The sequence below is a fragment of the Campylobacter concisus genome (assembly GCF_002913765.1).
GTDB classification, from domain to species: Bacteria; Campylobacterota; Campylobacteria; order Campylobacterales; family Campylobacteraceae; genus Campylobacter_A; species Campylobacter_A concisus_BB.
In genome coordinates, this window is record NZ_PPCH01000025.1 from 185,911 (window position 1) to 211,509 (window position 25,599).

The following is a 25,599-nucleotide window of genomic DNA, read 5'->3' on the forward strand; positions in this document are numbered from 1 at the left end:
CTTGCAGTGTTTTAAGAACTAGTGACAATGCAGTTAGCTATGACTAGTCTGCTCTAATTAAATTTGACTAGAAATTTATGCTTAAATTTACTCTGCAATCATCTTGATCCAAAAGCACATCTAGGTAGCATTTGCCTTTTTAAAGATATAGAAATTTGTTTGCTTTTAGCTTTTTGATTAGGCGATAAAGCGTGCCTAAATTTACGAAAATAAATTTTAGTAGCGATCATTTTGGTTTTTATAGATAAATTCTAGTGCCAGTTGTTTTCAATAAGTGATATTTAGCGCCTTAGGGCAGGTTGATTGACTAGCTATGGATCAAATTTAAGCTACAAGATATTTTGATTAAAAGTAGCAAAGGATCAAATTTAGCCCCCAAGCGAGGGCTAAATTTATATAAATTCTACAAAGATTGTAAAATTTTTGGTTTAGAAAACGCAGTGATCGGTTTGATCTCGCCTTTATATTTTTCTAAATTTACAAGGATCGTGTGTCCGCAGTTACTTTGAGCGATGCTAGATGTGCCTTTGTCGCGAGTTAGGACATTGACGCAGCCGTGTTTGCAAAGGCTCTTTTCTCCTAGCACTTCAGGATCGTACCACGCACCTTCGCAGATGGCGATGACGTGCTCTGGGATGATGTCAGTGACAAGCGCACCAACTAAAATTTCGCCCCTATCGTTAAATACTCTCACCACGTCGCCAGTTGCGATGCCTTTTGCTTTGGCGTCATTTACGTTTATGAGCATTGGCTCGCGTGCGCATACTTCAGCGTAGTTTCTGATTATTGAGTTATTTAGCTGTGAGTGGAGGCGGTATCTTGAGTGTGGTGTTGTGACGCTAAATGGATACTTTTTGGCTTTTTCGCTGCCAAGCCACTCAAATGGCTCGATCCAAGCAACGTGCGGCGCAAAGTCTTTGTAGCCAAATTTAGCGATAGTTGGAGAGTAGAGCTCTATCTTGCCAGATGGCGTGCCTAGACGGTTTTTGTGAGGATTTTCTCTAAAAGCACTAAGCCTTGTGTAGTATCTGCTCGCTTCGTCATCTTGCTCAAATCTAACATATCCCTCTTTCCAAAACTCATCAAAGCTTGGCATCTTGACATTTATGCCTTTGGCTTGCTCGGCTGCGTCTGCGTAAAATTCTTTCGCCCAGCCAAGCTCATCTTTGCCCTCTGTAAAGACCTCTTCTCTGCCCCAGCGTTTGCAGATTTGTGAGCAGATCCAGTAATCGCTCCTGCTCTCGCCCATAGGCTCTACGACAGGCTTGTAAGCCACGATGTATTCGTTTGTAGGCACGCTTTGATTGATGTCGTTTCTCTCGACTTCGAGTGCTACTGGCAAGACGATGTCGCTTAGTTTTGCTGTGCTTGTCCAAAATGGCTCAGCAGTTATTACAGTGTCAAATTTACGCCACGCTTTTACGGCGTTATTTACATCCTGATGCCTTGTAAACATCGATCCAGACGCCATGTAAGCCACTCTCATGTGTGGTAGCTTGATCTTTGAGCCGTCATAGTCTATCTCTTTGCCAGGGTTTTGCAAAGCCTCGATCGATCTTGAAGATGGGATGGTGACGTTTTTAAATTTCTTCCAAGGAGCGCCATCTACGTTGTCGTATTTCTCGCTGATGCTAGTGCTGATGCCTTTTAGCGACGGAGCGATCTTGTCTGTAGCGCCATTTGCGTAGTAGAGGTTAAACTCAAATCCAAGACCCTCTTTGCCTATCTGACCTAGCATAGCGCTAAGTGTTACGATGCCCCAAAAGCCCATCTCGCCGTGATCTTGTCTTTGAAGTGATCTGCCTGCGATGATGACGCTTGGCTCTTTTGCAAGTGCTGTTGCAAATTTAGCGATATCTTCGGCTTTTACGCCACAAATTTTGCTCGCCCAGTTGATATCTTTGACCACTTTGTCGGTTGTGCCAAGTAGGTAGTCTTTAAATTTATTAAAGCCGACTGTGTATTTTTTGATAAATTCTTCGTCATAAAGCTTGTTTTCATATAGATAGTGGCACATGCCAAGCATCATTGCTACGTCGGTATTTGGACGAACGATGATAGCTTCAGAGCCAAGGTATCTTGTGGTGTCGTTTTTAAAGACGCAAACGCTATAAGTTTTTATGCCTGCCTCTTTTATCTTTTTGATGCCAAGATAGCCATCATGTGTTGGTGGTTGCCATGAAATTTGACCAGTTACAAGCGGGTCAGTGCCCCAAAATACAACGTTTTTAGCGTTTTTAGCGATGGCCTCCCACTTTGTCGGAGCGTCATAAACGGCGCTGTTGCCTAGGACGTGAGGCATGATGACAAGGCCAGCTCCCGTTGAGTAGTCGCCACTCTCTTCTACGTATCCGCCAAGCACTTTTAGCATCCTGTGACCAACAGTCCTGCCCCAGCTGATCTTGCCGCTGCCGCCCCACCAGTAGCACTCGCCGTAGATGCTCTCAGGGCCATATTTGTCAAAATTTTCTTTTAAGGCTTTTGCTGCTAGATCAAGGGCTGTCTCCCAGCTAACACGCACAAATTCCTCTTTGCCACGAAGCTCGCTCTTTGCTGCGCCTTTTGCCTTTAGGTAGCTCTTTCTTACGTATGGATAGAGCACGCGGCTTTCGTTTTGGATGAGGTCTGGCAAGCTGTTGTTCATGGTATTTGGGAATTTATCGCCCTCAAATGGATCGACGGAGACGATTTGGTTTGAGTTGGTATTTGCCCAAAATAGACCAAATCTATTTGCGCCAAAGGTCTTGCTTTGATCAAAGATGGTCTTTGTCACGCCCTCTATCTTGTTTGCCTGCGCCGCTGTGGCAGCAAGTGCAGAAAATTTTATAAAATCTCGCCTTTTCATATTTTCTCCCTTATGAAAATTTATTTTACTTTTTTGGCATTGTGTTGTAGGTATTTAAGCACTAAATTTAGGTCAGTTTCATCAAGTGCAACAAATTTCGCATCGACCATACCAGATAAATTTGCTGGCCACTGAGCAGCTGTAAAGCTGTTTGGCTCATGCAGCCTGTGACATGCTGAGCAGGTCTCTTCGTAAATTTTCTTTGCCTTTGCGTAAAGCTCTTTTTGGTTGCCACCAAGCGCGTCATTTGGCACTTCATAAAGCCCATCAACTTGGTACCAAACCTCGCCGTAGTCATCTTCAAGCTCTTTTACTTTTTTGAAATTTGCCTCGCTCTCGTTATCAAAAGCTACAAAGACTTCAGGGTCTTCTACGCTTCTTTGAAGCTGGGCTAAGTAGTTTGCCGACACGACGCCACTAACCTTGATCTTGCTCGTTTTATCGCCTTTTTCGACGACTTCAACTGGCGTTAAAACCTCGATCTTACCGATCATCTTGCCATCAAGTGTTATGTTTGCATCTTTTGCGATCACATCAGCACCAAAGGCAAGACTACATGCTAGCACTGGGGCTAAAAATAGCATTTTCATTTGACAATCCTTAAAAAAAGAAATTAAATGAATTTTATAACCGACACGCTTAAAATTATATTGCTTTATTTAGAGAAAAGTAAGTATTTTAGGGGATTTGAAAGGGCTAAAGTAAATTTAAAGTTATAAAAATAGGGCGATTGCTCGCCCAAATTTACTTTAAGGATTATTTCTTCATCTGGATAGCAGTTTGTATCATCTCATCACTTGTCGTGATGCTTTTTGCGCTCGCTTCGTAGGCCTTTTGCGTGACGATTACCTCGCTTAGTGCTTGACCAAGATCGACGTTACTCATCTCAAGCTTGTTTGCTAAAATTTGCGCCCCATAGACAGTCTCGCCAGCTTTGTTTTTGTAAAAAAATGGCTCGCCAGAGTTGGCTGTGGCTTCATAAAGATTGTCGCCAACCTTTGCCACGCCTTGGTCATTTATAAAGTGATAAAGGGCTACTTTTGCCACGGGGAATGCTCGAGTGTTGTCGAAATTTGCCATGATGTTGCCACGGTCATCGACGCTATATTTTGAAAGTAACCCCTCAGCGTAGCCATCTCTTTTTATATTAAAGTCTTTTCTGGCGTTTGCTGAGCTTGTAATACCGTTATAAACGTCCGCATCGCCGTCGCCCTCGAAGTTTAAATTTACGCCGCCAACGCTTGTTAGTGTATTTGCCACAAGCCTGCCACTGCCATTAAATGTAAGCGAGCCCATTGCGGTATTTTGCACGGCTCCGCTAGCATCAGTTATCGTTGCCACCGCGTCCCAGATAGTCTGGTCGCCAGCTTGTGGGATCTGCTTGGTTAAATTTATAGTGACCAAGCTCTTTGTGCCGTCTGCGTTGTAGATATCGGAGGTTAGTTTCTCTTTGTTTGGCACTTCAACGAGCGAGGTGACTTCAGCATTTACCTCTAAATTTGCAAAATCCATAAATTTAAGGCTCTTGTCGTTTATCTGCCAAGCGCCGTCACCCTCAAGCGTGGTTGAAAACTCGCTAAATTTACCATCGCCGTCTTTTACTTTTACGACCACGCTGTCGCCAGCTTTTGCGCCAAGAGATGTGGTGCTTAGCGGGATCTGTCCGTTTAGCGAGATCGTCTTGTTTGTATTATCAAGTGTGTAGGCGTATTGGCTAGCCTCAAGGGCTGTTGTCTTTTTATCTGTTATGCGGGTTGAGTTTAGGTTGCCTTTTAGGCTGATGTTTGTAGTAGCCTCAGCTGGCATAAATAAAAAATGAGGCAGGGTTATGCCCTTTTGCGAGCCAGGATCGCCCAGACTTAGCTCCTCTTGCGAGACTGTGTAAGCTTGTGGCGCGCTTGAGGTTTGACCATATTTTTTAAGGGCGCTCGCACTTGGCGTGGTTGGAGTGAAATTTGCAAGCGTGCCAAGGAGTAAATTTCCCCTAGTATCTACTAAATTTCCAGCCGCATCTATGTCAAAAGTGCCTGTTCTTGTGTAGTAGTTTTTGCCTGTTTTATCGACAACGCCAAAGAAGCCATCTCCGCCTATAGCAAGGTCAAAGTTGTTATCAGTGCTTTGAAAGCTACCATTTGACATGTCAAGCGCGGTCGTTTGCTTAGTAGCTCCAAGTCCCACTTGATCGCTAGTTGGGCCACTGCCAGCTGAGACTAGGTTTTGGTTGATTAAATTTTTAAACTCAGGGATTGAAGCTTTGAAACCGACATTGTTTATATTTGAGATGTTGTTTGACCAAACATCCATGCCAAAGCTTTGCGTCTTGATGCCGCTAACCCCGTTGTAAAAACCTCTCATCATGGCTTTTAGCCCTCATAATATTCAGATACTTTATCCATTGAAACGTATTCGCCAGCTACCTTCATCATAGCCTTGCCATCTACAAATTTCACCGCCTCGACTGGGTAGTTGCCTACTTGCGTTTTATACTCTTTGCCATCTTTACCAGTGTAGGTCGCTGAGATAGTGTATGAGCCATTTGGCACTTGGTTGCCAGACGCGTCTTTGCCGTCCCAAGCTAGGTTATGAACGCCTGCATTTGTCTCATTTAGATCAGTTGTTCTTACGACTTGACCATTTGCATTTTTGACCTCGATTTTGCCATTTGCAAGATCTGTCTTAAAGTAAAGCGCAAATTTTGCATCTTTTTTCTCATCTGTTAGTGTGACTGCATTTGAGCCAGTTGAAACCATCTTGCCAAGGGCTGAGATAGCGTAGGCATTTGCGTTTGATTTTAGCTGATTTACTAGCTCTTTCATCGCTTTGTTTGTATTTTCTTGCATCTCGACTGATGCTAGCTGGCTAGTTTGCGTTAGCATCTTTTCAGTATCCATAGGGCTTGTTGGGTCTTGGTGCTGAAGCTCTGTTAAAAGTAGCTTCATAAATGCATCTTTGTCAAGCTGTGAATTTGGGTTTGTGCCTGTGCCTTTTGCCGCGTCTATTCTAGAGTTAGCCTTTTTCTCGGCATTTTTTTGCTGCGTTGTTTGTGTAGTTATATCTGAAACTGAAGCCATAATCTCTCCTAAATATATCTTGGTATTACTAGCTCAAGCAAGCTTTGTTCCGCTTGAGCGTTTTCGCTCTCGTCGCTTTGATTTGAGCTGTATTTATTCTTTGCTTGTTCTCTTTTTTCTTGTCTTTGGTTTTGGTCTGAGAAATTCATCTCAAGCTCGGTAAATCCCATATTTACAAGGCTGTTTTTAAACTCAGCCTGGTTTTGTAAAAAGAGGTTCATCGTCGCTGTGGTTGAGCTAAAATTTACATGCAAATTATTGCCGCGATTAACCATCGTGATCTCGACCTCGCCTAAATTTAGCGGGTTAAGCGTGATGTTAAAGCGAGTGATTGGCGCTTTGTAGTTTTGCACCTGCTCTGTTAGCGTAGAAGAGAAGTTGCTAAGTGTCTCTTTTATCTCCGCCTTTGTTTGAAGCTGGTGTTTAGCGCTATTTGCGATATCTTTTACCATTTGATTTAGCTCTGATTTGTTATCGCTACTAAAGGTCTCCTCGCTTGGCTCAGCCTCGCTCATCTGCTCTCTTTCAGGAAAGAGTAGCGACTCAAGAGTTGGTGCTTTTTGCGCCTTTTGCTCGTGTAAATTTACCTTTACTTTTGGCTCTTTTGGCTGCTCATCTGGCTCAACATCCACTATCTCATCATCAAGCTTTACTTCACTATCATCTAGCTTTTTAGGCTCTTCTTTGACTAAATTTTTAACTTCGCTGACTGGATTTGCCACCACCTCTTTTAGCAAAGTATCAAGCTTTACGACCTCTTTTGGCTCGTTTTTGATGATAGTTTGCTCGACCTCGTTTTTTAGCTCTTTTAGGTAAAAAGGCTTGTCCTCAGTCTTTATCGGCGTGAAAAATTCCTGCTTGCCTAAATTTTTAAACATCTCGTTTAGTTTTGGCACATCTTCGTTTGAAATTTCTATATTTTCAAGGCCAAGGTCAAATTTCTTAGCAAGGTCGATAAGATCGCTAACGCTTTTAACGTTGCTAAGCTCTTCGACGTTTTGGGGCACACTTAAGAAATTTGCTATTTTGTCGCTGAAATTTGGAAATTTGCTTACTTTTTCATTGCCATTTAGTATCTCTAAAACTTGCAAAAGCTGCATGAAATTTGCATTTTCATAGAGCTCATTTTTTGTATCTTCGTCCAAATTTTCTTCAAGTGCGGCTGAAATTTTTGCCACGCTTTCGTTTTGCGCCTTTTCTATCGTCTCTTTTTGGATATCAACAGTTTTTACTATCTCTTTGACATCCTTTTCGGTGATCTTTTGACCGCTATTTGCCTTGCTCGCAGCCGCATCCAAAACCATCGACAAAAACTCGCCGTTGTTTTGAGACTTCTTCGCAGCTGCAGGCTTTTTGGTAGCCGCAGGAGCTAGCAAATCTACGTTGTTTTTCGCTGTGTAAGCTTGCATTTAATCCCTTTAAATTTAAAAACTTAACGCTTACATGCAAAATCTATTCCAAAAATTAATTTCTTGATATCAGCTTAAAATTTATAAAAATTTGGCTATAATCTGCCCCTATTTTAAAACTGATAAAGCGAAAAATATCAAACTAATAAACGGAGAAACATTTGGAAAAGATACGAAATATAGCCGTCATCGCGCACGTCGACCACGGTAAGACAACAATGGTTGATGAGCTTTTGAAGCAGTCAGGAACATTTAACGAGCATCAAAACCTTGGCGAGCGCGTAATGGATAGCAACGACATCGAAAGAGAGCGTGGCATCACGATCCTTTCTAAAAATACTGCCATTCGCTACAAAGATACAAAGATCAACATCATCGACACCCCAGGCCACGCCGACTTTGGTGGCGAGGTAGAGCGTGTTCTTAAGATGGTTGATGGCGTTTTACTACTTGTCGATGCGCAAGAGGGCGTTATGCCACAAACTAAATTTGTCGTCAAAAAGGCGCTTTCACTTGGACTTCGCCCAATCGTCGTCGTAAATAAGATAGACAAACCTGCAGGCGATCCAGACCGCGTTATAAATGAAATTTTTGACCTTTTCGTAGCACTTGATGCAAACGATGAGCAGTTAGAATTTCCAGTCGTTTATGCCGCTGCTAAAAATGGCTATGCAAAGCTAAAACTAAGCGATGAAAACAAAGATATGCAGCCACTTTTTGAGACTATCTTGGCTCACGTACCAGCTCCAAGCGGCAGCGACGAGAACCCACTTCAGCTTCAAGTTTTCACGCTTGATTATGACAACTACGTCGGCAAGATCGGCATCGCGAGGATTTTTAACGGCAAGATAGCTAAAAACCAAAACGTCATGCTTGCAAAGGCTGATGGCACAAAAACAACTGGTAGAATTTCAAAGCTTATCGGCTTTATGGGACTTGATAGGATCGATATAAACGAGGCTGGCACTGGCGACATCGTAGCGATCGCTGGCTTTGACGCGCTTGACGTTGGCGATAGCGTCGTTGATCCAAACAACCCACATCCGCTTGATCCGCTCCATATCGAAGAACCAACCCTTAGCGTTGTATTTTCTGTAAATGACGGCCCACTAGCAGGCACTGAGGGCAAACATGTCACATCAAATAAGATTGATGAGCGCCTTGCAAATGAGATGAAGACAAATATCGCGATGAAGTATGAAAACATCGGCGAGGGCAAATTTAAAGTAAGCGGCCGTGGCGAGCTTCAGATCACCATTTTGGCTGAAAATATGCGCCGCGAGGGCTATGAGTTTTTACTTGGCAGACCTGAGGTCATCGTAAAAGAGATAAACGGCGTAAAATGTGAGCCATACGAGCTTTTAGTCATCGACGCGCCTGATGATACGACAGGCACAGTCATCGAAAAACTAGGCAAAAGAAAGGCCGAAATGGTCTCTATGAACCCAACAGGCGACGGTCAAACAAGGATCGAATTTGAGATCCCAGCGCGCGGCCTTATCGGCTTTAGAAGCCAGTTCTTGACTGATACAAAAGGCGAGGGCGTTATGAACCACAGCTTTTTGGAGTTTAGACCGCTAAGCGGTACCGTCGAGCACAGAACAAACGGCGCGCTAGTTTCTATGGAAAACGGCGTAACGCTTGCTTATTCGCTATTTAACTTGCAAGATCGTGGCGTGCTATTTCTTGATCCGCAAGCAAAGGTCTATGTGGGCATGATCATCGGCGAGCACAGCCGTCCAAACGACCTTGATGTAAATCCTATCAAGGGCAAAAACCTAACAAACGTGCGTGCAAGCGGCAGTGACGATGCGATCAAACTTGTGCCACCTAGAAAGCTAAGTCTTGAGCGCGCGCTAGAGTGGATAGAAGATGACGAGCTAGTCGAGGTTACGCCTATAAATATCCGCGTTCGTAAGCGCTATCTAGACCCAACAGAGCGCAAAAGAAAAGCAAAATTATAATCCAAATTTGCTAGCAAATTCCCTTTGGTGCCAGCCAAAGGGCTAGCAAGTGAAATTTAATCTCCAAAAGCAAATTTAATAATCTAGCAAGAAAATTGCTTTGTAAATTTATCTGCTCGTGCCAAATGGAGCTGGCTAAATTTAGTCAAATTTGGGTTTTGGCTGATGTAAATTTATAAAGGCTATTTTTTGTTTTTTTGGTTCTGGCGCTTCAAATTTGTAAATTTATGCTTGATAAGTAAATTTGTCTGATCTGATGCCGTCACGAGAAATTTATAGAGTAGTTTGTGTTTTACAAAGACTATTTTTGCACGTGAAAACGCAACTAGCTGTGGTTAGTGAATTTGTTTTTTTGAATTTACGTAAGGGTTAAATTTGGACTTTAAGAGCTGTTAAATTTACTTATTTGACTATCTCTGTATCCAAATTTTAGTAGTGGCTAAAATTTTAAATTTGTGGCTTGACTGATTTTGCTTGCGTGGTTGTAATGGCGTTGTGATGAATAGCTACTTTATCCGTACAAAGGAGCTAGATTTAGTCTTTTCTTGCTCTAAATTTGTAAATTTATGTGAGTTAGTAGAGTTTGAGTGATCTAAATTTTGGCTATGGTGGGCGATTTTAGATGTTGGCGCAAATTTATATCAGCCAGTGCTTGGCTAAAGCATCTGGCAGACTTTAAATTTCAAAATATAGTCTGGAGCGAGGTTTATAGCAAGTGAAGGGCTAAATTTAGTTTGGATATTTGTAAATTTATCTAATTAGTAGATTAAATTTAGACCTTGTCTAAAAAACTAGCTTTTAAAATCGCTCTTGCAAGCTGTGAAATTTAGCAAATTTATCATCTCAAACTACAATAAAACTACCTAAATTTAAAAAATGCAGGGCGTAAATTTAACTAGCGGATCTTTTTTAGTTTTGACTTTGAAATTTTATAAATTTTTGATGGCGTATCTTCAAAAAATCGTTCATCAACAACTTCATCAGCCACGCTTCTAGCCCAAACTTCGTCAAATTTCATACCATTTTTGTTTGCGCTACTTGAGTAAAGCCAGTCAAATTTGGTTAAAAATTTCTCATGTTCGCACTCTTTTACGACCCTGATCGCCTTTAAATTTGGATATAAAAATGTCGTCTTTCTCGAGCGACGGATGAAATTTTTATACTTTTTTGGCGCTCTAGCAAGCTCACGTAAAACGCTAAATTTAGCCGTCGTGATAAGGCAGGGTTTGCCCTCACTTCGCATTTTGGCGTGGTTTATCTCCTTGTAGTCCTTGCTTAAAAAGCCAGCTGTCGTGTCAGTTTGCGCTAGGTATATCATCTCTCTTCTTTGAAAGTAAAAATATGCATGATATGATGAGAGCAAAGCCCAAAAAGTCCCAAAAGACGAACTTCGTCCCAAGCCAAAAGTAGCCAAAAAACGCGGCACTTAGTGGCTCTATGCAGGCTATCATGCTGGCCTTTGAGGCGCCTATGAGCTTAACTCCAGTCATATAAAAGCTAAATGCAAATATCGTGCCAAGCGTGATGACGCCGAGAAATGCCAGCCACTGTGCCGTGCCACTAAGCCCCGCAAACTCCCACACTCTCATATAAAGGCAAAGCACCACGCCGCCTATCGCCATGCCCCAGCCAAGCGTGAGCGTGACTGAGTATTTGGCATTTAGCCTTGCGGGAGCTAGGTTGTAAACGCAGACGCAAACGGCGCTTGCTAAGCACCAAAATAGCGCTTCTGGCGAGATGACAAGGGCTGAAATTTGCGCGTGCGTAGCAAGAAAAAAGACGCCAAGCATCGCGCAAAGTAGGGCTAAAATTTCAAGCGGTCTTGGCGCTCGCTTTTCTTTTAGGCAGATGACGGCTAGGATGAGGACTGGAGCGGTGTATTGAATGACGGTTGCAACTGCGGCGTTTGAGAGCTCGATCGAGTAAAAGTAGGCATACTGCGTCATCATAAGTCCAAGTAGGGCGTATGTGAGAAGCTCAGCCATCAGTTTTACGTCAGTAACTGGCGCAAAAACGGCCTTTGGAGCCTTAAAAGCGTAGTAGAGCACGATAAAAGCACCAGCTAGCAAGAGCCTATAAGGCACTAGAAAATCAGCGCTAATGCCTTGCGAGAAGAGATACTGCCCGCAAACTCCGCTAAATCCCCAAAGAACGCCACCAACTAGCGTAAGAAGCACTCCAAGTTGATGGCTAGACATTAAATTTATCTATCTTTATGTAGCTGGGCGTCTTTGCCGTAGTGAGGCGAATATGGCCCATAAAGTATGCAGTCGTGGCAGTTTCTAGAAAATAGGTAGGCATCAGCCCTTACTGCTAGGTCGTATGATCTATCTGAGATAGTGTTTGCCACCTGCGTGATGACAGCTGAGACTAGCATGCCAAGCAGGCTGTTTTGTCCATTACCGCTATCCTCTGCAGCTGCTGCCTCGCCCTGCCAGAGCGTCGCGCCACTTTTTATATCAACTAGCTTTGCTTCAAGCACTACCTTTGTCGAGCTAGAGACTATGACGTAGCTCGTGCCGTAGTCTTTGATGTTTATGTAAAGCACGCTATCGGCGTGGAAAATTTTATCAAGCTTATTTAGTGGCACGGCTGCGATCTCGCTTGGCTCGGTTATGCCATTTTGCTTAAACGTATCATTTACAAGAGCCACCGGAAATACATAGTATCCAGCCTCGCTAAGTGGGGCTACTGAGTTAGCCAAAACCGCTGCTGAGCCAGCAACCTCGGTGCTATCGTTTGTTGGCATGAGTACTAGGATGGAGCGTGGCTTTTTTTGCAAAAAGGCTGAGTAGTCGTATGGCTCAGGCTCTTTGAAAGAACAACCCGCAAAAAATATCGCAAGAAGCGTCACAGCTATAAATTTCAGGCTATTTTTCATCTTTCGCTCCCTCTTTTTTGCTCTGCTTTTTTGGGGTTAAATTTTTAGAGCCTTTGATGAAATTTATAAATTCTTTTGACTCTGGGAAATTTTGCACCTCTTTGTCAAAATTTGCATTTGCAGCGCCTAAATTCCCATTATTTAAGTATAAAAGTCCAAGGTGCGCATAAAGCCCTGGCGCAACCTTGTAGCCTCTTTGGGTTGAGTTTTGCACTAAATTTTCTAAGCGTGAAATTTGCTCGGTTGCGTCGCCATCTTCGTTTAGATAGCTATATAGCGAGCTGCTATATGTGCCGTCCCAGTAGTAAAGCGACCTTGGGCCACTTGCGTTGCTACATCCTGCTAGCACGAGCGCAAGAGCGCCAAGGCAGGCAAGCCCTATTTTACTTGCCATGCTCCGCTTTCTATGCCATTTACTAGGTTATTTACCGCTTCAACTATCGCTAGGCTTAGCACCTTGCCATTTAGCGTAGAGTCGTATCCTGCAGTGCCGCCAAAGCCGATGATCTCTCGGTTTGAAAGGGTGTATTCGCCAGCGCCGCTAACTGAATAGACGACCTCAGCCGTTTTGGTATCGACAACGTTTAAATTTACCTTTGAGTAGGCGGTTTGCTTTTTGCCTTTGCCAAGTATGCCAAATAGCTGGTGATCGCCTGTTGTCTTGCGACCAAATTCGGTCACATCGCCAGTTATGACGTATCTTGAGCCTTTTAAATTTTGAGCCTCTTTGCTTAGCTCGCTCTCTTGTTTGAGGACTGACATATTTGATCGCTCAAGCACCGAAAATCTACCGCTTTGCTGTAAATTTGTGATTAGGATGCTTTGAGCTTGGTTGCCAAGTCTATCCTCGCCGTCGCTAAAGGCGCCATTTTGATAGGCTGATTGGTTATTAAAGCGACCAATGGAAACTGAGACCTTTTTGCCGTTATAGACTGAGCCATAGCTTGCTACTTTTGGGGTTTCTACCACTCTTGAACTCTCACTTGCGCACCCTGCAAAAAGCGCTGCTATCACTAGAGCTGCACTAAATTTTAAAACATTTTTCATCTTTATCCTTTGTGACAAAATCGTGTGTATATTACTACTTTTTTTTAAATGGCTCGAAATTTCATCCACGTGCCATTTGCGTATCTGCGCACAAAGAGCACCGCCTTTACCGCCCAGTCGGCAAACATCGCAAACCAAGTGCCTATCATACCAAGATCAAAGGTGAGCGCAAAGATATAAGCTAGCACGATCCTGCAGGCAAACATGCAGGCTAAATTTACTATCATCGGGTATTTTGCGTCCCCAGCAGCACGAAAAACGGTCGGATAGGTGTAGGCAAGCGGCCAGATGAGGCACATCGCGATGCCGTGATACCAGACGATCTGCCTTGTTAAATTTATGGCCTCGCTTGAGAGATTATAAACGCGAAGTAGCAGCTCAAGAAGCAGTAATACGGCAGCCGTGCTAAAAAGCTGCACGATGTAGATGCTTAGCATCGATTTTCTTACGTAAAATTTAGCCTGATTAAAGTCATTTGCGCCGATGCATCTAGCCACGACGACGCTTAGACCTGTGCCTATCGCCATGCCAGGGAGCACTTGAAACATCACGATCGTCCCGCCCACGGCATTTGCAGCGATGCTTGCCGTGCCAAAGAGCGAAACAAGGCTCAAAACGATGATGCGACCCACGTAAAACATCGAATTTTCAAAGCCATAAGGCACGCCGATATTTAAAATTTTCTTGATGATCTCGTAGTCAAATTTATAGATAAGGCTCTTTCTTATGTGAAGTTTTAGCTTGATATCAAGTAGTAGATAAACTATGACAAAGCAAGCAATCGCTCTTGCTATGAGCGTGCTAATGGCGATGCCAAGCACCCCTGTGTGAAATGTGTAGATGCTAATGGCAGTTAGCAGCACATTTAGTAAATTTGCAGCCGCCATGATATACATAGGTAGCTTTGCGTTTGACATCGTGCGAAAGATCGCCGCAGCTGCTGCATAGAGGGCTAAAAATGGCGCTGAAATGGCGGAGAAAACGAGGTAGTGGCTAGCATCGCGCCTCACTTGTTCGCCGATATCGCCAAAGACTTTGTCTAAGATGAGATCTTTTAAAACTATGATGGCAAGGGCTATAAAGATGGCAAAAATTAGACTAAACCAAACTAGCTGATCGGCGGTATTTCTGGCGTTGCCGCTTTGTTTGCTGCCTAGATACTGGCTAGCGACCACCGAGCCACCAGTGGCTATGGCAGTAAATATGCTAATAAATAGCGCCATGACAAACTCCACAAGGCTCACCGCACTCACCGCACTTTCGCTAACGCTTGCTGCCATTAGCGAGTTTGCAAGGCCTAGGCTATACTCTAAAAACTGCTCTACGGCGATAGGGAAAAAGAGCCTTGCAAGGTCGGCATTTGAGAAAAATCTCTGCTCGTTTGTCAAATTTTTCAAATTTCATCCCCTTTGTAAAGTGTGGGTAAATTATAAATTTTAAAAGGTGAAAAGGCTATAAATTTTGGGTCTTATTTATTGACAAATTTGTCTTAAAGTGAGTAAAATCACGCCAGTTCTAAGTTTTAGAAAGACCTTTTTTGGATACAAAATGCACTCAATCGGTATTGATATAGGCTCAACTTCTGCAAAAGTCGCGATCATAGAGGCAAGTAGCGGCGAGATAAAGGAGCTATTTTTACTCCCAACTGGCTGGAGCAGCGCAGATACGGCTATGCTTATAAAAGAGCGAGTTTTAGGCTTAAACCTTGGCGAGCTATATTTTACTGCGACAGGTTACGGCAGAGTTTCGGTGCCATACGCTGACAAAACCCTTACAGAGATCACTTGCCACGCGCTTGGGGCGCACTACTTTTGCAAAAGCGACTGCACAGTTATAGACGTGGGCGGACAAGATACGAAGGCTATCAAGCTTGAAAATGGCTCAGTGACGGATTTTACGATGAATGATAAATGCTCAGCTGGCACTGGTAAATTTCTTGAAGTGATGTCAAACCGCCTTGGAGTTAGGTTTGATGAGCTTACGCGCCTTGCTAAAAATAGCGACAAAGATATATCCATAAGCTCGATGTGTACGGTCTTTGCGGAATCTGAGATCATAAGTCTCATCGCTCAAAATATCTCACGAGAAAATATCGCAAAAGCGGTGATAGTCTCAGCTATAAATAAAATTTCAAATTTGGTCAAAAAACAGGCAAATACGAGCTACTTCTTAAGCGGTGGCTTTAGTAAGAGTGAGTATGTGAGAGAAAATTTAGAAGTGTGCTTGCAAGCTAGCGTCACCACGCACAAAGATGCGATCTACTGCGGTGCGATAGGCGCTAGCCTTGCAGGGATAAGAAATTTAAGGAGAGAAAATGGCGATAAATGAGAGTATGAGTTTGAGCGAAATTTTCGCTACCTATGATGGCGCTAAGAAAAATTTAGCCCAAAACGTCGAAGCAGTCAAAAATAGCGGCCAAAAGATCGCTGCTATCTTTTGCACCTATACGCCAAGGGAGATCATCCACGCGGCAAATGCTTACAGCGTGAGTGTCTGCGCAACTGGCGATAACGCGGTCGTTGAGGGTGAAAAGTACCTGCCTAAAAACCTCTGTCCGCTCATAAAAGCAAGCTACGGCTTTGCAAAAGCGAACAAGTGCCCGTTTGTGCGAAACTCTGATATCGTTATCGGCGAGACGACGTGCGACGGCAAGAAGAAGATGTATGAGCTAATGGGCGAATTTAAAGATGTGCACGTCATGCATTTGCCACATTTCAAGAGTCAAAAGAGCCTGGAGATTTGGCAAGATGAGGTCAGGGAGCTAAAAAAGCGCCTGGAGGCTAAATTTGGCGTGAGCGTGAGCGATGAGGAGCTTAGAAACTCTATCAGGCTATTTAACAAAGAGCGCGAGCTGATGGGAGAAATTCAAAATTTCATGAAGCTAACGCCGCCACCGATGAACGGCAAAGAGCTGCACGCACTGCTATATGGAAATGGCTTTATCTTTGACAAAGAGGAGCAGATAAGCGACCTTGAGATCATCATTGAGAAGCTAAAAGAGTGCGTGAGAGATAAAATTTCACCCGTGCATAAGGACGCCAAACGCATCATCATCACAGGCTGTCCAAGTGGAGGGGTCTATGACAAGATCGTACCAGCCATAGAAGAGGCGGGCGGCGTCGTGGTAGCTTACGAAAACTGCACTGGAACTAAAAATTTTAGCAACTTAATCGATGAAAATGATGATCCTATAAATGCCATAGCAAAGCGCTACATGGCGATACCTTGCTCTATCATGTCGCCAAATAAAGAGAGAGAAAAGGTGCTACAAGAGATGATAAAAGAGTATAAGGCGGACGGCGTGATCGACGTTGTGCTGCAAGCCTGTCACACCTACAATGTAGAAACTGCCAATATGAAAAGAGCGTGCAACGATGTGGATACGCCTTATATGGCGCTTGAGACGGACTTTTCTACAAGCGACGCTGGACAGATCAAGACAAGGCTCGAGGCATTTATAGAGATGCTTTAGAATAAATTTGGCGTCTGGCTTTTTGAGGTGAGCGCTAAATTTAAAAGAGCAGGGGGGCTAAATTTAGCTTGAAATTTAAAATAGCTGACTTGAAATGCAGTGAAATTTACTAAATTTTGCAAGTCAGCTAAAGCGAATGAAAATACTTTATTTAATTATTTTATCTTTTCTAAAAGCCACCAGCTTGAATAACCACCGTGGATATATCGCATGTGCTTATAATCATAAAGAACCGAATTCCACTTCTCATCACCATTTTTCATTTTGTCGTTATACTCTTTCGTTTTATCTTTATCTCCTAAGTATTTATACATATCGCGTAGATCTCTACATATATAGGCACTTTTTAGTTCATTGCAGCCATATTCAAGCATTTTTACATCTGCTTTTGACTCAGAAAGTGCTTTTGCATAATCAGAATAAAAAGTTTCTATAGTTTTATTATCAATATCATTTCTAACATAGTATGATAATTTTTGTTGAATTAAATCAATAGCTGGTATATTGCAAGCTGGAGCAAATTTTTTATCGTAGCAGTATTCTGGAATGGTTTTTTCGTAGAATTTTACAACTTTTTTAAGGTCTTTACTCTCTAAAGCTTCTAATTTTTCTAGCGAAAGACAACCTAAATCATTACCTTTGTCAAAACACCAATATTTTGCATTGTCAGTGCTAATTGGTCTAGTATTTATTTCTATAAGCTTTTTATCAGCGCTATAATCATAATTTGGTTTTTCTCTATCGCTGCCAAATAAACTCCATGCAGGAGCACTACTTACAGCAAGCGCACCAACTAAAATAGAAGCTAAAATTTGCTTTTTCATCTTGATATCTCCTTTTTGATTTAAAAAGGCATTCTACCCCCCCCCCGTACTTAAAATAAATTTTAAAAGGGTGCAGCCCCATGAAAAAGTATAAATTTAGTGTGTAAGTGCTCGCTAAAATGTGCAGAGTATGTCAAGCAGTCTGCCAAGCTTTTGCATATCGTTTAAGAAAAGCTGGTTTAATTTTTGTGTAAATTCTTTAGCCTCTTCTAGGATTTTGGGCTCTAAAATACTATAAGCAAACTCCTTTTTTAGTATCTTTGCGCCCTTTTTATAGACAAATTTTGCATCAATTAAACTTGCAAAAAAGCTATCATCTCTTAAGTAGTAGTTGGTGGCCGCATTTACAAAAACTGGCTTTTGAGCCAAAAACTCAGCGCAAACGCCGTTTGGTGATCTAAATTTAACACTCTCAACCACATCAGGCCTTATCTCATAAAACCTTATCTCGCTAGATTTTTTAAGGGCTAAAACGTCACTAGTTTTGTTTAAATTTATAGAGGCATTATCAGCTTCAATGACGTTTATAACGCCACTTACGAGAGAGTAGGCACTTGTAGTTTTATTTTGATCGAGGAAATTTATCATGCCAAAAAATGGCACGCTGGCATTTTTATCAGCTAAGCTTGGCATGCTTTTTATTAGTAGCTGCTGCTTTTTGCCATTTAGCTCAAAATAGCTCACCATGATGGAAATTTCATCTTTTTTGCTAGGCGTCTTTTGCGAGCAGCCAGCAAAAAAGAGTGCCCCAAGCAGCAAAACTACTAAATTTCTCATTTTATGAAGTAATCACCATCAAAGCTTACAAGCGAGTATTTTCTCTCGTTGCCGATGCTTTCTTTAAGCTCCTCAATGCTTAAAAACTCTAGGCTATCGGCTCCTATGTACTCTCTGACCTCTTCGATGCTTTTTTTAGCGCTTATTAGCTCCTCAAAGCTTGGTGTGTCGATGCCGTATCGCTCAGGATACTTGAGCTCAGGGCACGCAACTCTGAAGTGAATTTCTTTTGCCCCTGCGTGTCTTAAGAGATCGACCACCTTTTTAGAAGTGGTGCCACGAACGATGCTATCGTCGATCACGACGATACTTTTACCAGCTAGCACGCTTGACATTGGGTTAAGTTTTAGCTTAACCTTTAAATTTCTCATCTCTTGGCTTGGCTCGATAAAGGTTCTGCCCACATAGTGATTTCTGGTGATGGCTAGCTCAAATGGAATTTTGCTCTCGTTTGCGTATCCAAGCGCTGCTGGCACGCCACTATCTGGCACAGGCACTACAAAGTCAGCCTTTACCTTGCTCTTTCTAGCTAGCACTTCACCCATCTTTTTTCTCACTTCATAGACGCTTTTGCCCTCTATGACGCTATCTGGGCGCGCAAAGTAGATGTATTCAAAGGCGCAAATTCTAGGATCTGGCTCGAAGATTTGCAAGCTTTGAAACTCGCTCTTGCCGTGCTCAAAAACTATCATCTCGCCAGGTCTAACATCTCTTATAAATGTCGCTCCCACAAGGTCAAACGCGCAAGTCTCGCTAGCTACGATGTATCCGCCATCTTTTAGCCTGCCAAGGCTTAGCGGCCTAACGCCCCAGCGGTCTCTTATGGCAAAGGTCTTGTGACGTGACTGCACGAGCAAGCAGTAAGCGCCTTTTATCTTATCAAGTGCTGCGATGATGCGATCTTGTAGGTGTTCGTCGTGGTTTCTTGCGATGAGGTGGATGATGTTTTCTGTGTCCATATTTGTCTGAAATATCGCGCCATCTTTGATGAGCTCGTCTCTAACCTCGTCTTTATTGACCAAATTTCCGTTGTGAACGATCGAGATTTGACCTAGGGCGTAGTTGGCGGCTATTGGCTGAGCGTCACGGCCTGAGTTTTTGCCAGCTGTTGCGTAGCGGTTGTGACCGATCGCCATGTCGCCTTTTAGTGAGCTCAAAACCTCCTCGTTAAAGACCTCGGTGACTAGGCCGTTGCCCTTGTGGGTAGAGATCTCGCCATCGTCGCAAACGCTGATACCGCTTGCCTCTTGACCACGATGCTGCATAGAAAATAACGCATAATACGCCGTTTTCGCCGCATCTTTAGAATTTATGATACCAACTATCGCACACATCTTTTATCCTCTTTTCATCTTTTAAATTTCATCTTTGTAGTTAAATTTCATAGCCAACGCCTAAGCACCATTTTATAAGTGGCTTTTTATCCAAAGTGCCGATATATTCGCCACTATTTGCACCATTTATAACAATCCACATGCGCTAAAACTAAATTTCATCATCTCAGATCAAACTCATTAGCTCTTAAATTTTGACGCTTTCGCGCTCTGACAGGTAGAATTTATCGACAAATTCTAGCTTGTAGCTCTTTATATCATCAAGACTAAATTTAATCATCAAGCCCCAAACTATCGTCTATCGAGTAAAGACCGCTGCTCTGATCTTTTAGCCAGATGGCAGCCTTAATGGCACCTTTTGAAAAGGTCGCTCTACTAGTTGCGGTGTGGTTTAGCTCGATAAATTCGCCGTCATTATAAAAGCCAACCGTGTGACGACCGACCACGTCACCGCCACGAAGCGCCATAACCGCGATCTCGTCTTTACTTCTTGCGCCCACCATGCCAGCTCTGCCAGTTACTAAAACATCTTTTAAATTTAGATCCCTTGCCTCTGCCACGCAGCCTGCTAAGGTCATCGCAGTGCCGCTTGGAGCGTCCTTTTTGTGTCTGTGGTGCTGCTCGACGATCTCTATATCAAATTCTCTTAAAACTTTCGAAGCTATCCTTGCAATTTTATTTAACACTGCTACGCCTAGACTCATGTTTGTTGCGTAGAGTATTGGCATAGTGCCTGATGCTAGGTGAAGCAAATTTTTCTCGTCGTCGTTTAGTCCAGTCGTGCCGATGACTAGTGGTTTTGGGTTGGTTCTAGCGTAGTTTAGCAGTGCTACGGTCGCCTCTTTTTGGCTAAAGTCGATGATAACGTCGCACGCTTCAAAAAATTTAGCAAAGTCGTTTGTCAAAAGTTCGCTACTTAAATTTTCAACCTCATTTTTTTGGCTAAAAGTGACGCTTAAAGTGGCGTTTTTTTCATCTTTTAAACAAGAGATGATGCTTTGAGCCATCTTGCCGCTAGCGCCGTAAAGTCCTATTTTTACCAAAATTTATCCTTTGATTTTTGGTTGAAATTTAACATAAAATTTATTATAGAGAGATTACGAAATGGCTTTTAAAAATAGCTATTTGAGGCTGGGATTTAATTAAAAATTAGCATTGTGATAATTGCCATGATAAGAAAAATGGCTTATGTGCCATATCTTTATCACTTTGTGCCAAAAATGCGACTACACTACGTTTTAGATTTATTTTATTAACGCAATTTTTAAAAAAATGTTCTGATAAGCCTAAAAATCAAGCACTTTTAAAATGTAAATTTTTGCTAAAAGGTTTATTTTGAAAAAGAAATTTAGCCAAAAATTTGGCTAAATTTGAGTATTAATGTAAGCTTTCTATGTAGCTCATAGCGCTAAGTGCAGCCACTGCGCCATCGCCTGCTGCTACGATGACTTGTTTTGGAGCATCCTCTCTGATGTCGCCTGCTACAAAGAGCCCTTTTAGGCTAGTTTGCATCTTGAGATTTGTCTTGACCTGTCCGCCATCAGCCATTTCGCAGATAAATTTGCCGTTTTCATCTTTTAAAATTCCGTTATTTACATTTAGTCCGACAAATGTGAAAATGCCTGGCACATCAAGCACGCGCTCGCCATTTTTGGTATCAAGCACGATCTTTGTTAGACCCATTTTATCACCAAGCGCCTCTTTTACAGTTGCACTTGTTATAAACTCGATCTTCTCATTTTTTCTAGCTTTTTCAACGGTTGTTGGCGCTGCTCTAAACTCGTCACGTCTATGCACAAGATAGACTTTTGAGCAGATATTTGCTAGATAAAGTGCCTCTTCAACAGCTGTGTCGCCACCGCCAAGAACGGCTACCTCTTTGTTTTTGTAAAAGAAGCCATCGCATGTTGCGCACGTGCTAACGCCTTTGCCAAAGAACTCGTCCTCGCCTTTAAAGCCAGCACGTCTTGGGGTTGAGCCAGTCGCTACGATGACAGCCTTTGCCTGCTCACTCTTGCCGCCTTCAAGTAAAATTTCAAAGCTGCCGTCGCTATTTTTTCTAACGCCAACGACGTTTGCCCACTTATGAACTAGTCCAAATGCACTGCACTGCTTCCACCAAGTGCTCATAAAGTCAAAGCCGCTCTCGCCAGGGGCTTTTTGGCCTGGGTAGTTTTCTATCTCTGAGCTAGAGGTGATCTGACCGCCAGGCTCGCCTTTTTCAAACATTACAACATTTTTTAATCCGCCTCTAGTGGCGTAAAGTCCGGCGCTTAGTCCTGCTGGACCGCCTCCGATGATCGCTAAATCAAGCATAAATTTCCTTTATTCTAAAACATTTATGGACGAATTTTGTTTATAAATTTCGCCCCTTTGATGAACTATCTCAACACTGCTAGGAAGCTTCGTGATGCTTAAATTTCGCATAAGCTCTAGGACTGTATTTATATCTGAGCTTATATATTTTAGTGTTGAGTTTGACTCATATCTTTTTTGAAAGATATCGATTGCCACAACTGTTTCATTTTTGGTTGGTAAAATTTCGTCTAATTTTGATTGATTTGAACTGAAGATTAAAAGCGTGTATTTTGGCTCTTTTGGAGTGAAAATTTCGCTTTTTTCGTAAAAAACTAGCTTCGCAAAATCAACAAATTTATATTGTGAAAAACGATAGTTGCTATACGCAAATGCAGCCGCTATCATAGCTGCACCAAAAAATGAACCAAATATATAGGTAAGAGGAAGCAGGCTTCCTCTTCTTTTTTCGCTCATTAAAGAAGCGAATTTAGTTTGTCAGTTAGGGCTTGTTTTGACTGCGCACCGACCATTTGCTCAACTAGCTCGCCATTTTTGAAAAATAGCAATGTTGGGATCGATCTGATGCCAAACTCAACTGCAAGATCTTGCACTTCATCAGTATTTACCTTGCAAATTTTCGCTTTGCCCTCGAAGTCTTCAGCAAGCTCTTCGATCACTGGAGCTAGCATACGGCAAGGTCCGCACCATGGAGCCCAGAAATCTACTAGAGCAACGCCTTCTTTTGTTACATCAAAATTTTCTTTTGTGAGTTCGATGTATTTTCCCATTTGTTCTCCTTATTTTAAGATGTGGCAATTATACAAAATCAAATTTAAATTTTAGATAAATAATAAATTTTATTATAAACTAATATTTTCTATCAGCTCAAAATTTTCATTTTTTACAACAAGCAGATCAAGCTGAAAGTCTCTATTTGGCTCATTTTTCATCATATAAAAATTTATCGTTTTTAAAATTTTCATATATTTCGCCTTGTTTAGGCGGTACTGAGCCTCATACTCTCCACCAGTTGCTTTTACTTCAATAAAATGCAAAATTTTATCGCTACTTAGCGCGATGATGTCGATCTCGCCAAATTTAGAGTGAAAATTTCTCTCTAAAATGACAAAACCAAGCTTACGCAAAAACTCGCAAGCCCTATCTTCAGAGCTCTTACCAAAGAGGTATTCTTTTAGCCCCAAGCTACTCCTCGATCCTCATCATAAATGGCTCTTCTTTTATATACTCTTGCTCTTTTAAAAGCTCCATCGTTCGCTTCGCATCAGCCTCTAAGCTCGTGTGCGTCGTGAAAAATAGCACGGCATACTCGCTCTCATCTTTTGGCTTTTGCAGTAAGCTATCGATTGAAAGGTTGTTTTCGCTCATTAAATTTGTTATCTTTGCTAGCACGCCCATTTTGTCTTCGACTTTTAGCCTAAAGTAGTATTTTGTCTTTATCCTGTCGCGGTCAAGAAGCTCTAAGGTGTTTAGCTCAAATGGCGCTTTGTATCCAAGCATCGGCGACTTGCTATCTCTTGCGATGTCGATGAGATCGCTAATTACCGCACTTGCTGTCGCATCGCCGCCAGCTCCAGGCCCATAGTACATAGTCTCGCCAACGACCTCGCCAACGACGCTTATCGCATTTGTTACGCCGCTTGCCTTTGCTATCATTTTATTTTGCGGTACAAGCGCTGGATGCACGCGTAGCTCGACCTTGCCCTCGCTTTTTTTAGCGATGGCTAGAAGTTTTATTGAGTATTCAAAATCTTTTGCGAAAAATATATCCTCTGGCGTGATGCCTTGTATCCCCTCGATCAAGATGTCCTCTGGATCTCCGTGCACGCCGTATGCGATGCTTGCAAGGATGAGAAGCTTGTGAGCTGTGTCAAAGCCACCCACGTCAAAGGTAGGGTCAGCCTCGGCATATCCGAGCTCCTGCGCCTTTTTAAGCGCGTCTTTGAAATTTGAACCCTCATTCATCATCGAGGTTAGGATATAGTTGCTGGTGCCGTTTAGTATGCCATTTATGCTTAAGATGTGGTTGGCGCTAAGCCCCTCTCTTAAGGCTCTGATGATCGGTATGCCACCAGCCACGCTTGCTTCAAAGCCAAATGGCGTGTTTTTGGCTAAATTTTGCAAAGCATATCTATGATAGGCAAGAAGTGCCTTGTTTGCAGTGACGACCGCTTTTTTGCGCTTTAAAATTTCGCTCACCACTCTAAAAGGCTCTTCAACGCCGCCCATAAGCTCGACAAAAACGTCGATATCATCGCGGTTTATGACGCTATTTATATCGTCAGTCAAAGGAATGCCAGCGTCTCTTTTTTTATTTAAATTTCTAACCACACCGATGACTGGCACTATCTCTTCGCCACATCTTGCTGCGATTAGTTTTTTGTTTTTTAGTAAAATCTTTGCAACCGACTCACCAACGGTTCCAACGCCCAATATCGCTACATTCATTCAAATTCTTTCAAATATTTTTTTATATTTCTGGCCGCTTGTCTTATCCTATTTTCGTTTTCGATAAGAGCCAAGCGCACGTAGTCGTTTCCGCCCTCGCCAAAACCAATGCCCGGACTAACTGCAACTGAAGCCTTTGTAAGAAGCTGCTTTGAAAACTCAAGACTGCCTAAGTGGCTAACCTTTGGTGGAAGTTTCGCCCAGATAAACATGCTAGCATTTGGCTTTTTAAGCTCCCAACCAGCCTGAGCAAAGGCCTCTATCATCACATCTCTTCTTTTTTCATAAATTTGGCGTATCTCTTCAACGCAGCTTTGATCGCCGTCAAGTGCGACCGTGGCTGAGACTTGAATAGGCGTAAACATGCCGTAATCAACCCATGATTTTATCTTTTTAAGAGCGGCGCAAAGTCTCTTGTTCCCGCACATGAAGCCAACTCTCCAGCCAGCCATGTTGTAGCTTTTTGAAAGAGTGTAGCACTCGACTGCAACGTCTTTTGCGCCTTCAACTTCAAAGATGCTTGGAGTTTTGTAGCCATCAAAGGTAAGATCAGCGTAGGCGATATCTGAGATGATGTAAAATCTCTCTTGCTTTGCAACGCTTACAAGGCGCTCGTAAAAGCTCTTTTGCACGGTCACGGTCGTTGGATTGTGCGGGAAATTTACAACTACATATTTTGGCCTTGGTGAGCTTGCGTGTATCGTCTGGGTCAAATTTTCAAAAAATTTATTCTCATCTAGTTCAAATTTATCGTTGTAGTGAAGTGGCATCTTTGCGACACTTCCGCCAGCAAACAAAAACGCCTGCGTGTGTATCGGATATGCAGGATCAGGCACGATAGCCACGTCGCCCGGGTTTATCACGGCTTGGGCTAGGTGGACAAAGCCCTCTTTGCTGCCCATTGTGGCGACCGCTTCGGTCTCTGGGTCTAAATTTACGCCGTATTTTCTCTTGTACCAGTTGCAAATGGCAAGGCGGAGCTTGTAAATTCCAGCGCTGGCTGAGTAGCCGTGGGTCTTGTCTTTTTGCGCGCTTTCGCATAGTTTATCGACGATATGTTGCGGTGTTCTGCCCTCTGGGTTGCCCATAGAAAAGTCGATGATGTCCTCGCCAGCTCTGCGTGCTGCCATTTTTATAGCATTTACTTCGGCAAAAACGTAGTTTGGCAAACGCTCAATTGTATTAAATCTTATCTCATCAAACACTGTTTG

At 42.7% G+C, this 25,599-nt stretch carries 24 protein-coding genes; 3 read left to right on the forward strand and 21 right to left on the reverse strand.

Annotated features, from left to right (window positions below; all coding sequences use genetic code 11):
• Positions 1-403: 403 nt before the first annotated feature.
• From CYO89_RS07735 to CYO89_RS07755, 5 genes are all read right to left on the reverse strand, one after another.
• The gene (locus CYO89_RS07735; RefSeq protein ID WP_103597859.1) at positions 404-2,845 is read right to left on the reverse strand and encodes a molybdopterin-dependent oxidoreductase; all 2,442 of its coding nucleotides are present in this window, start codon (positions 2,843-2,845) and stop codon (positions 404-406) included.
• A 20-nt stretch (positions 2,846-2,865) separates the two neighbouring features.
• On the reverse strand, positions 2,866-3,435 hold the full coding sequence (locus CYO89_RS07740) for a hypothetical protein (RefSeq protein WP_103597860.1): 570 nt from the start codon (positions 3,433-3,435) through the stop codon (positions 2,866-2,868).
• Between the two features lie 166 nt (positions 3,436-3,601).
• Entirely contained in the window at positions 3,602-5,203 is a 1,602-nt protein-coding gene (locus CYO89_RS07745) for a flagellar hook-basal body complex protein (RefSeq protein WP_103597861.1), read from the reverse strand.
• A gap of 5 nt (positions 5,204-5,208) precedes the next feature.
• Positions 5,209-5,916, reverse strand: a complete 708-nt coding sequence (locus CYO89_RS07750; RefSeq protein ID WP_012001036.1) for a flagellar basal body rod modification protein — start codon at positions 5,914-5,916, stop codon at positions 5,209-5,211.
• A gap of 8 nt (positions 5,917-5,924) precedes the next feature.
• Positions 5,925-7,325 carry a flagellar hook-length control protein FliK gene (locus tag CYO89_RS07755; RefSeq protein ID WP_103597862.1) on the reverse strand — a complete coding sequence of 467 codons (1,401 nt, stop codon included), beginning with the start codon at positions 7,323-7,325 and terminating at the stop codon, positions 5,925-5,927.
• A 161-nt stretch (positions 7,326-7,486) separates the two neighbouring features.
• Here CYO89_RS07755 and typA point away from each other — a divergent pair, with 161 nt between their 5' ends.
• On the forward strand, positions 7,487-9,289 hold the full coding sequence (typA, locus tag CYO89_RS07760) for a translational GTPase TypA (RefSeq protein WP_004317297.1): 1,803 nt from the start codon (positions 7,487-7,489) through the stop codon (positions 9,287-9,289).
• An 895-nt stretch (positions 9,290-10,184) separates the two neighbouring features.
• Here the strand turns inward: typA and CYO89_RS07765 are convergent.
• Genes CYO89_RS07765 through CYO89_RS07790 form a run of 6 tightly spaced genes read right to left on the reverse strand, consistent with a single transcriptional unit; the run spans position 10,185 to position 14,614 of the window.
• Positions 10,185-10,607, reverse strand: a complete 423-nt coding sequence (locus tag CYO89_RS07765) for a hypothetical protein (RefSeq protein ID WP_021088754.1) — start codon at positions 10,605-10,607, stop codon at positions 10,185-10,187.
• Positions 10,585-11,487, reverse strand: a complete 903-nt coding sequence (locus tag CYO89_RS07770; protein WP_103597863.1) for a DMT family transporter — start codon at positions 11,485-11,487, stop codon at positions 10,585-10,587. The genes CYO89_RS07765 and CYO89_RS07770 overlap by 23 nt, the downstream gene beginning before the upstream one ends.
• 5 nt (positions 11,488-11,492) lie before the next feature.
• Positions 11,493-12,170, reverse strand: coding sequence for a DUF799 domain-containing protein (locus CYO89_RS07775; RefSeq protein WP_103597864.1), 678 nt, complete (start codon positions 12,168-12,170; stop codon positions 11,493-11,495).
• Positions 12,160-12,564: a DUF4810 domain-containing protein gene (locus tag CYO89_RS07780; RefSeq protein WP_103597865.1), complete on the reverse strand. Its 405-nt coding sequence runs from the start codon at positions 12,562-12,564 to the stop codon at positions 12,160-12,162. The genes CYO89_RS07775 and CYO89_RS07780 overlap by 11 nt, the downstream gene beginning before the upstream one ends.
• Positions 12,549-13,217, reverse strand: coding sequence for a CsgG/HfaB family protein (locus tag CYO89_RS07785; RefSeq protein WP_103586454.1), 669 nt, complete (start codon positions 13,215-13,217; stop codon positions 12,549-12,551). Before CYO89_RS07785 ends, CYO89_RS07780 begins: the two co-directional genes overlap by 16 nt.
• Before the next feature lie 44 nt (positions 13,218-13,261).
• Complete coding sequence (locus CYO89_RS07790) at positions 13,262-14,614, reverse strand: MATE family efflux transporter (protein ID WP_103597866.1); 1,353 nt, start codon at positions 14,612-14,614, stop codon at positions 13,262-13,264.
• Between the two features lie 151 nt (positions 14,615-14,765).
• On the opposite strand from CYO89_RS07790, the gene CYO89_RS07795 reads away from it, so the two are divergent.
• Positions 14,766-15,545, forward strand: coding sequence for an acyl-CoA dehydratase activase (locus CYO89_RS07795; RefSeq protein WP_103597867.1), 780 nt, complete (start codon positions 14,766-14,768; stop codon positions 15,543-15,545).
• Positions 15,532-16,689, forward strand: coding sequence for a double-cubane-cluster-containing anaerobic reductase (locus tag CYO89_RS07800; protein ID WP_103597868.1), 1,158 nt, complete (start codon positions 15,532-15,534; stop codon positions 16,687-16,689). Before CYO89_RS07795 ends, CYO89_RS07800 begins: the two co-directional genes overlap by 14 nt.
• A 155-nt stretch (positions 16,690-16,844) precedes the next feature.
• Here CYO89_RS07800 and CYO89_RS07805 read toward each other — a convergent pair whose 3' ends face one another.
• From CYO89_RS07805 to CYO89_RS07850, 10 genes are all read right to left on the reverse strand, one after another.
• Positions 16,845-17,513 carry a hypothetical protein gene (locus CYO89_RS07805; RefSeq protein WP_103597869.1) on the reverse strand — a complete coding sequence of 223 codons (669 nt, stop codon included), beginning with the start codon at positions 17,511-17,513 and terminating at the stop codon, positions 16,845-16,847.
• A gap of 114 nt (positions 17,514-17,627) precedes the next feature.
• Positions 17,628-18,290, reverse strand: coding sequence for a hypothetical protein (locus CYO89_RS07810; RefSeq protein WP_103597870.1), 663 nt, complete (start codon positions 18,288-18,290; stop codon positions 17,628-17,630).
• Positions 18,287-19,624 carry an amidophosphoribosyltransferase gene (purF, locus tag CYO89_RS07815; protein WP_103597871.1) on the reverse strand — a complete coding sequence of 446 codons (1,338 nt, stop codon included), beginning with the start codon at positions 19,622-19,624 and terminating at the stop codon, positions 18,287-18,289. The genes CYO89_RS07810 and purF overlap by 4 nt, the downstream gene beginning before the upstream one ends.
• A 272-nt stretch (positions 19,625-19,896) precedes the next feature.
• Positions 19,897-20,667, reverse strand: a complete 771-nt coding sequence (gene dapB, locus CYO89_RS07820) for a 4-hydroxy-tetrahydrodipicolinate reductase (protein WP_103597872.1) — start codon at positions 20,665-20,667, stop codon at positions 19,897-19,899.
• 334 nt (positions 20,668-21,001) lie between these two features.
• Complete coding sequence (locus CYO89_RS07825) at positions 21,002-21,940, reverse strand: NAD(P)/FAD-dependent oxidoreductase (RefSeq protein ID WP_103597873.1); 939 nt, start codon at positions 21,938-21,940, stop codon at positions 21,002-21,004.
• Positions 21,941-21,949: 9 nt separating this feature from the next.
• Positions 21,950-22,396 carry a hypothetical protein gene (locus CYO89_RS07830; RefSeq protein ID WP_004318021.1) on the reverse strand — a complete coding sequence of 149 codons (447 nt, stop codon included), beginning with the start codon at positions 22,394-22,396 and terminating at the stop codon, positions 21,950-21,952.
• The gene (gene trxA, locus CYO89_RS07835) at positions 22,396-22,710 is read right to left on the reverse strand and encodes a thioredoxin (protein WP_021092602.1); all 315 of its coding nucleotides are present in this window, start codon (positions 22,708-22,710) and stop codon (positions 22,396-22,398) included. Before trxA ends, CYO89_RS07830 begins: the two co-directional genes overlap by 1 nt.
• A gap of 72 nt (positions 22,711-22,782) precedes the next feature.
• The gene (locus CYO89_RS07840) at positions 22,783-23,124 is read right to left on the reverse strand and encodes a YraN family protein (protein ID WP_103597874.1); all 342 of its coding nucleotides are present in this window, start codon (positions 23,122-23,124) and stop codon (positions 22,783-22,785) included.
• Between the two features lies 1 nt (position 23,125).
• A complete protein-coding gene (locus CYO89_RS07845) occupies positions 23,126-24,388 on the reverse strand; it encodes a homoserine dehydrogenase (RefSeq protein ID WP_103573262.1) in 1,263 nt (420 codons plus the stop codon).
• Positions 24,385-25,593 (reverse strand): LL-diaminopimelate aminotransferase, encoded by a 1,209-nt coding sequence (locus CYO89_RS07850; RefSeq protein WP_103597875.1) that lies wholly within the window; start codon positions 25,591-25,593, stop codon positions 24,385-24,387. The genes CYO89_RS07845 and CYO89_RS07850 overlap by 4 nt, the downstream gene beginning before the upstream one ends.
• Positions 25,594-25,599: the final 6 nt, after the last annotated feature.

Bases quoted from the DNA above. Each gene is read 5' to 3' on its own strand.
- CYO89_RS07785 (WP_103586454.1), bottom strand. From the start codon at position 13,217: ATGAAAAATGTTTTAAAATTTAGTGCAGCTCTAGTGATAGCAGCGCTT.
- CYO89_RS07810 (WP_103597870.1), bottom strand. From the start codon at position 18,290: ATGAGAAATTTAGTAGTTTTGCTGCTTGGGGCACTCTTTTTTGCTGGC.
- CYO89_RS07750 (WP_012001036.1), bottom strand. From the start codon at position 5,916: ATGGCTTCAGTTTCAGATATAACTACACAAACAACGCAGCAAAAAAAT.
- CYO89_RS07745 (WP_103597861.1), bottom strand. From the start codon at position 5,203: ATGATGAGAGGTTTTTACAACGGGGTTAGCGGCATCAAGACGCAAAGC.
- CYO89_RS07825 (WP_103597873.1), bottom strand. From the start codon at position 21,940: ATGCTTGATTTAGCGATCATCGGAGGCGGTCCAGCAGGACTAAGCGCC.
- trxA (WP_021092602.1), bottom strand. From the start codon at position 22,710: ATGGGAAAATACATCGAACTCACAAAAGAAAATTTTGATGTAACAAAA.
- CYO89_RS07765 (WP_021088754.1), bottom strand. From the start codon at position 10,607: ATGATATACCTAGCGCAAACTGACACGACAGCTGGCTTTTTAAGCAAG.
- CYO89_RS07795 (WP_103597867.1), top strand. From the start codon at position 14,766: ATGCACTCAATCGGTATTGATATAGGCTCAACTTCTGCAAAAGTCGCG.
- CYO89_RS07740 (WP_103597860.1), bottom strand. From the start codon at position 3,435: ATGAAAATGCTATTTTTAGCCCCAGTGCTAGCATGTAGTCTTGCCTTT.
- CYO89_RS07775 (WP_103597864.1), bottom strand. From the start codon at position 12,170: ATGAAAAATAGCCTGAAATTTATAGCTGTGACGCTTCTTGCGATATTT.
- CYO89_RS07735 (WP_103597859.1), bottom strand. From the start codon at position 2,845: ATGAAAAGGCGAGATTTTATAAAATTTTCTGCACTTGCTGCCACAGCG.
- CYO89_RS07780 (WP_103597865.1), bottom strand. From the start codon at position 12,564: ATGGCAAGTAAAATAGGGCTTGCCTGCCTTGGCGCTCTTGCGCTCGTG.
- CYO89_RS07845 (WP_103573262.1), bottom strand. From the start codon at position 24,388: ATGAATGTAGCGATATTGGGCGTTGGAACCGTTGGTGAGTCGGTTGCA.
- CYO89_RS07755 (WP_103597862.1), bottom strand. From the start codon at position 7,325: ATGCAAGCTTACACAGCGAAAAACAACGTAGATTTGCTAGCTCCTGCG.
- purF (WP_103597871.1), bottom strand. From the start codon at position 19,624: ATGTGTGCGATAGTTGGTATCATAAATTCTAAAGATGCGGCGAAAACG.
- CYO89_RS07800 (WP_103597868.1), top strand. From the start codon at position 15,532: ATGGCGATAAATGAGAGTATGAGTTTGAGCGAAATTTTCGCTACCTAT.
- CYO89_RS07770 (WP_103597863.1), bottom strand. From the start codon at position 11,487: ATGTCTAGCCATCAACTTGGAGTGCTTCTTACGCTAGTTGGTGGCGTT.
- CYO89_RS07805 (WP_103597869.1), bottom strand. From the start codon at position 17,513: ATGAAAAAGCAAATTTTAGCTTCTATTTTAGTTGGTGCGCTTGCTGTA.
- CYO89_RS07830 (WP_004318021.1), bottom strand. From the start codon at position 22,396: ATGAGCGAAAAAAGAAGAGGAAGCCTGCTTCCTCTTACCTATATATTT.